Genomic DNA, 6,137 nt, shown 5'->3' with positions numbered 1-6,137 from the left:
GTGAGCCTGCGCCCGGCCCCGGACTGCATGACCTACCTCACCGCGCTGCTGCCCGCCCACGAAGGCGTCGCCGCCTACACAGCCCTCACCCGGCAAGCCGACACCCTCCGCTCCGCCGGAGACCCGCGCTCCAAAAACCAGGCCATGGCCGACACGCTCGTCGAATCCATCACCGGCACCCCCGGCGGGATCAGCGGCATCAACATCAACCTCGTCATGACCGACCGCACCCTCCTCCAAGCCGACTCCGAACCAGCCCGCCTCACCGGCTACGGCACCGTCCCCGCAGCATGGGCCCGCAAACTCCTCCACCCGAAACGCTCACAGGAACAACGAGGACGAGGACGTGCACGGGGGCAGGGCCGCCCGGAGGACTCAGGTCAGCAGGGTCCCCGCCAAATCACCGCCGGCGGGCCAGGCACCGACAGCGCTCAGCGCTCGGGCACGTCCGGGACAAACTCACCGGAACCAAGCACCGGCCAGACAGACGCACCTGCCGAACTGAAGGTCTGGCTCCGCCGCCTCTACACCGCCCCCAACACCGGCGACCTCGTTGCGATGGACTCCAAACGAAGGCTCTTCCCGCCACCGCTGCGCCGCTTTATCCAAGTCCGCGACGACACCTGCCGCACCCCCTACTGCGACGCACCCATCCGCCACCACGACCACATCGTTCCGTGGCACGACCACGGTCCGACATCCCTCGAAAACGGCGCCGGCCTCTGCGAAGCCTGCAACCACACCAAAGAACTCCCCGGCTGGCAGTCCCAACCCAGACCAGGACCAAGACACACCATCGAAATCACCACCCCCACCGGCCACACCTACCAATCCACCGCACCCCCGCTACCGGGGACCAGCCTGGCCAGATCCAGACTGCCCGGAAGTGGGCTAAGTGGAGCTGGGCTGGGTGAAACCGGTCCGCCCGGAGTCGGCGCCATTTAGCTCCCGGGAAACAGTGGTCTCCTGGAATACGGCCAGCCAATAATAAGCGTCCGACGCACAGCACCGGTGGAGCCTGAGTACGCCTCAGGCGGGACAGTATTACTGCCCCGCCTGAGATGACCCGCCATCGCAAGGTGACGGCCGCCGTCGCCAAAAAGATAGGCGACTAAGTCAGTGACTAAGCGTGCTCGACAAGCAGACCCTTGGCCTTCAGAACCTCGGTGAGGTTGCACAGCTCGATGGTGGTTCCGCCGGCCTTGTAGAGTTCGATGAGGTTGCGCTCGGCGTCGTCACGTTCCTGGGACAGGCGGATGACTTCCTCGATCTCGTCCTTCCGCACAACAACCACGCCGTCGGCGTCGCCGCGCAGGACGTCGCCGGGGTAGATGATCTCGTCCCCGAAAACGACAGGGTGGTTGATCGGGCCAATCGTTTCCTTAACCGTGCCCTTGATGGAGACGCTGCCGGAGAACACGGGCAGTCCCAGTTCGATGAGGTCCTGGGTGTCGCGGACGCCGGAGTCGGTCACCATGCCCGCGAGGCCCTTGGCCTTCATGGCGTTGCCGAGGACGTCGCCGAAAGTGCCGGCCTCCTCGTACTCCCCTGCGGAAACCAGGACCACGTCGCCGGCCTCGGCGTAGTGGATGGCCACCTGCAGCATGAGGTTGTCCCGCGGGGCGCAGCGGACGGTGGTGGCGGGGCCGCAGAAGGACATGCTCCGGTCAATCGGCTTGATCTTGGAGCTGAGCGCTCCCTTGCGGCCCTGGGCCTCGTGGATCGTGGCCGAGGAGAACTGGGCCAGTCGGCGGACGGCGTCGGCGTCGGGGCGTTCGATGTTGGTCTTTACGTGGATCACGGATTTTCCTTCGATTGGATGGGGTTAGCTGAGGGCCCGGACGGCCTTGTCGATGGCTGCGATGGACTCCTCGATGACGTCGAGGCTGGTGGCGTAGGAGATGCGGAAGTACGGGCCAAGTCCGTAGGCCGATCCCTGGATGACAGCCACCGAGGCTGCCTCGAGAAGATACAGCGTGAAGTCCTCGTCATTGGCGATGACCTTCCCCTCCGGGGTGGTCTTGCCGATGGCACCGCCGCAGTTGACGTAGGCGTAGAAGGCGCCCTCCGGCGTCTCGCATGAAAGGCCGTCGACGGCGTTCAGTGCGGTTACTGCGGCATCGCGCCGGCTGCGGTAGACCTCCACGCTTTCCCGCACGAAGGTCTGATCGCCGGTGAGCGCGGCGACGCTGGCGGCCTGGCTCACGGAGGAGGGGCAGGAGGAGATCTGCGACTGGAGCTTGTTGATCGCCCCGATCAACGGGGCGGGTCCGGCGGCGTAGCCCAGCCGCCAGCCGGTCATGGCATAGGCCTTCGAAACGCCGTTGACCGCCAGGATCCGGTCCTTCAGTTCCGGCGCAACCTCGACCAGGCTCGAGATCTTGCCCGAACCGAAGTAGATCTGGTCATAGATCTCATCCGTCAGGACGTACACCTGCGGGAAGTTGGCGAGGACATCCGCCAGGGCCCGGAGCTCGGAGCGGGAGTACACGGCACCGGTCGGGTTGGACGGCGTATTGAGGATGACCCACTTGGTCCGCTCGTTCAGCGCCCCGGCAAGAGCCTCGGGGGTGAGCTTGAAGCCCGACTCCTCGCCGCAGGTGACAACCACCGGCGTGCCCTCGTTGGCGAGGACCATGTCCGGGTAGGAGACCCAGTACGGTGCGGGCACCACGACCTCGTCGCCTGCGTCCAGGGAAGCCATGAATGCGGTGAAGATGACCTGCTTCGCGCCTCCGCCGATGGTGATTTCGGCCGGGGTGTAGCGGATGCCCGTGCGCAGCTCGATGGTCTGGAGGATGGCCTGCTGCAGCGCGGGCGTTCCGGTCACGGAGGTGTACTTCGTCTCACCCTTGCTGATGGCGTCAACCGCTGCGGCCTTGATGTGCTCAGGGGTATCGAAGTCCGGCTCGCCGACCGTCAGGTCCAGGATCCGGCGCCCTTCCGCCTTCAGCTCACGCACGCGGGCTGCTGCGGCCACGCTGGCGGATTGCTTGATGCGGGACACTCGAGATGCAGGTTCAAATTCAGACATGGTCTCTTCCTAGGGAGTCAGGACGGAGCGATACTCGTTCCTTCGACACTAGGGAATCCCGGCCGGTATGGATAAGACCTAATCTGCGTGGACGGATAAGCGTCTCTTATGGACCGCCGTCGGCCTCCGGCGAAAGCACCCGACCCAAACCTTTCCGTTATGGCTCCACGCACTATAGGTATTTCCACCCATCCATGGGACGCGCCTAGCCTTCTAGGTAAGTCAGGTCCGGCTGGCCGTCCCATGTGAATCCAAACCGAGGAGTGCTCTTGGCTGTTGTGCACGGCGACGACCGCCGCGAGGGCTACTACCGCTACCGGGGAACCCCGGCACCGGACAAGACAGCCGTCCAGGCGGAAAAAACACGGAAGCTGCTCAGGGACAACAGGCAGCGCATCTCCTTCAATGCCACCAGCATCCGCGCGCTGTCCGTCCGCCTGAACCAGCAGATCGGGCAAGCGCTGTGTGATGGCATGAAGGTCACCCGCCTCGCAGCGGCCGCGGAGCTCTCCCGCTGGGCCGTGCGCACTGTGGGCCTCTCGGCCGATGACCTGGTCCCGTCGGGAGTGCCGGCCGAAGAACATCTTGCCGCGATCCACCGGCTCAAGGCAGAGCTAAATGAGCTGGAAGAGTCCAGGGCCGCGCTGGAAGACCGCCGCCTCAACCTTCTCGCAGCAGCACGACGGCGGGGGGTTCTGGACGATTATGAGCTCGCCGCGCTCAGCGGGCTGCAGCGCGAAACGATAAAGAAGATGACCTGGGGCATCCAGCCCGAAGCCGGCGCGATTCCAGCGTGAGCCTGCGCCCGCCGTCGTTATCCAACACCTAAAAAGCAAGGCCTAGCTAGGCCGGGCGGGCAAGCGTACCGTCGAACTGCACGCTGTTCCAAGTTGCTCGGAGGTGGGCGCGATGGCCGGGTGGAATGCCGATACGGCGGCGGGCCCTTTGGGGGCCGGGACGGTCACCCTGGTGGAGGGGTCATCCTTCTGCATTTCCCTGCCAAACGGGGACATCAGTGCCGATCATCCGCATGGCCTCTTCGTGCAGGACGCCCGCATCCTCTCGGGCTGGAACCTGACCGTCGACGGCCAGGCGCTGGAGCCGCTGGCGGCAGAGACCAAGGAACCGTACCGGGCACTGTTCGTCGGACGGGTCCCCCGCTCGGACGGCTACGCCGACAGTCCGCTGATCGTGGAGCGGCTCCGGGAAGTGGGGGCCGGCATCCACGAGCAGGTCACCGTGCGGAACTTCTCCCTCGAACCGGTCGACTGCGTCATCACACTGACGATCGGGGCGGACTTCGCGGACCTCTTCGAAGTGAAGGAAGCACGGATCCTGCGGCGCTGGGACGAAACACGGCAGCCCGACGGCGGTGCGCTCACCATCCGCGCGGCCTGGCAGGACGTCCGGAAAGGTGTTGTTGTGCAGGCCCCGGGCGCGGAGGTGTCGGCGGACGCAGTGACGTACCGGGCCTCGGTTCCGGCGCACGGACACTGGAGCACCGTCCTGACGGTGCTGCCCAGCATTGACGGCGCCACGTCCGCAATGGCCTTCGTCCACGATGAGGGGGACGGTTTGTCGCCCCGGGACGTCCGCCGGCGCGAGTGGGTGGCGAAGATTCCGGTCCTGCAGATGGGAAACCGGTCGGTTGAACGGACCCTGCGCCGCAGTTACGACGACCTCGGCGCCCTCCGGATCGAGGATCCCGAGCATCCGGAACGCGTCGTGGTGGCCGCCGGGGCGCCGTGGTTCATGACGCTGTTCGGCAGGGACTCGCTGTGGGCTTCCGTGATGGCGATGCCGGTGGACCCGTCGCTGGCGCTGGGCACGCTGCAAACGCTGGCCGACCGGCAGGGCAAGGTGGTGGATCCCATGACCGAGGAGGAGCCGGGCAAGATCCTTCACGAGGTCCGGCTCGACGTTTCCAGCGGGCTGTCGCTTGGCGGCAAGTCCAACTACTACGGCAGCGTCGACGCCACGCCCCTGTTCCTGATGGTGCTCGGCGCGGTCAGCCGCTGGGGCTTCGCCGCGGACACCATCGCCGCCCTGCTGCCCCACGCGGACCGGGCGCTGGAGTGGATCATGAAGTACGGGGACAGGGACGGCGACGGCTTCGTCGAGTACGAGCGCCTCAACGACCAGGGGCTGATCAACCAGGGCTGGAAGGATTCCTGGGACGGGATCAACTTCGCCAACGGCAGGCTGGCCGAGCCGCCGATAGCGCTGTGTGAGGTCCAGGCCTATGTTTATGTCGCTTACCTTTCGCGCGCGTGGCTGGCGTACGACGCCGGTGACACGGCTCTGGGAAATGAACTCACCGACCGTGCCGCCCGGCTGAAGAAACAGTTCAACGAGCAATTCTGGATCCCTGAGCGCGGGTACTACGCCATTGCCCTCGACGGCAAGAAAAGGCAGGTGGACGCGTGCGCGTCCAACATGGGGCACTGCCTGCTGCAGGGACTCATCGACCAGGACAAGGCCCCGATGGTGGCCGAACACCTGATGTCGCCGGAAATGTTCAGCGGCTGGGGCGTGCGCACCCTGGCCAGCGACATGGGCGCCTACAACCCCGCCAGCTACCACAACGGATCGGTCTGGCCGCACGACAACGCCATCGTCGCAGCCGGGCTCCTCCGCTACGGCTTCGTGGAAGAGGCGCAGCGGATCGCCACCGGCATGATGGACGCGGCAGAGTTCTCCGACGGCCGCCTCCCGGAGCTGTTCTGCGGCTTCAGCCGGGAGCAACTGGCCGCGCCGGTCCCCTATCCGACGGCGTGCTCGCCGCAGGCCTGGGCAGCGACCGCGCCGATCCAGCTGGTGACCAGCCTGATGCGGTACGACCCCGTGGTGTCCGCAGGCGGCGTCTGGATGGATCCCGTTCTTCCCGCGGCTTTTGGGGACCTGCACATCACCAACGCCCCCTTGGGCGGCGGCCGCGTCACCATCGATATTGCCGGTTCCGTCCCGTCCGTCCAGGGACTCCCCGACGGCATGACGTTCCACCAGGGGCACCGGCCGTGGATGATCGAACTCGTTCAGCTGGCCAGTCACCGCCGTACGGAAGCCAAGGGCAGCTGGGGCCGGTAGCCGGCACAGGTTTAGG

General features: G+C 66.0%; 5 protein-coding genes. 3 read left to right on the top strand and 2 right to left on the bottom strand.

The features are described 5' to 3' along the window. Positions 1–945, top strand: a 945-nt coding sequence (locus ACFUTU_RS13385; protein ID WP_377964995.1) for an HNH endonuclease, incomplete at its 5' end; no start/stop codon positions are given. Between the two features lie 178 nt (positions 946–1,123). Here ACFUTU_RS13385 and ACFUTU_RS13380 read toward each other — a convergent pair. Beyond that, positions 1,124–1,801 (bottom strand): 4-carboxy-4-hydroxy-2-oxoadipate aldolase/oxaloacetate decarboxylase, encoded by a 678-nt coding sequence (locus tag ACFUTU_RS13380; RefSeq protein WP_377964993.1) that lies wholly within the window; start codon positions 1,799–1,801, stop codon positions 1,124–1,126. A 24-nt stretch (positions 1,802–1,825) separates the two neighbouring features. Then, entirely contained in the window at positions 1,826–3,034 is a 1,209-nt protein-coding gene (locus ACFUTU_RS13375) for an aspartate transaminase (RefSeq protein WP_377964991.1), read from the bottom strand. A 278-nt stretch (positions 3,035–3,312) separates the two neighbouring features. On the opposite strand from ACFUTU_RS13375, the gene ACFUTU_RS13370 reads away from it, so the two are divergent. Both ACFUTU_RS13370 and ACFUTU_RS13365 read left to right on the top strand, forming a co-directional pair. Further along, positions 3,313–3,831: a hypothetical protein gene (locus ACFUTU_RS13370; RefSeq protein ID WP_377964999.1), complete on the top strand. Its 519-nt coding sequence runs from the start codon at positions 3,313–3,315 to the stop codon at positions 3,829–3,831. Positions 3,832–3,943: 112 nt separating this feature from the next. Next, entirely contained in the window at positions 3,944–6,121 is a 2,178-nt protein-coding gene (locus ACFUTU_RS13365) for a glycogen debranching N-terminal domain-containing protein (RefSeq protein ID WP_377964989.1), read from the top strand. Positions 6,122–6,137 lie beyond the last annotated feature (16 nt).

Source organism: Arthrobacter sp. NPDC057388 (genome assembly GCF_042668165.1).
Classification (GTDB): domain Bacteria; phylum Actinomycetota; class Actinomycetes; order Actinomycetales; family Micrococcaceae; genus Arthrobacter.
Note: the sequence above shows the minus strand (reverse complement) of the source record. Positions and strands in the feature narration are given on the sequence as shown.

What these genes read in the sequence shown, in the direction of transcription:
- ACFUTU_RS13375 (WP_377964991.1), bottom strand. Translation starts at nt 3,034, where the DNA reads ATGTCTGAATTTGAACCTGCATCTCGAGTGTCCCGCATCAAGCAATCC.
- ACFUTU_RS13365 (WP_377964989.1), top strand. Translation starts at nt 3,944, where the DNA reads ATGGCCGGGTGGAATGCCGATACGGCGGCGGGCCCTTTGGGGGCCGGG.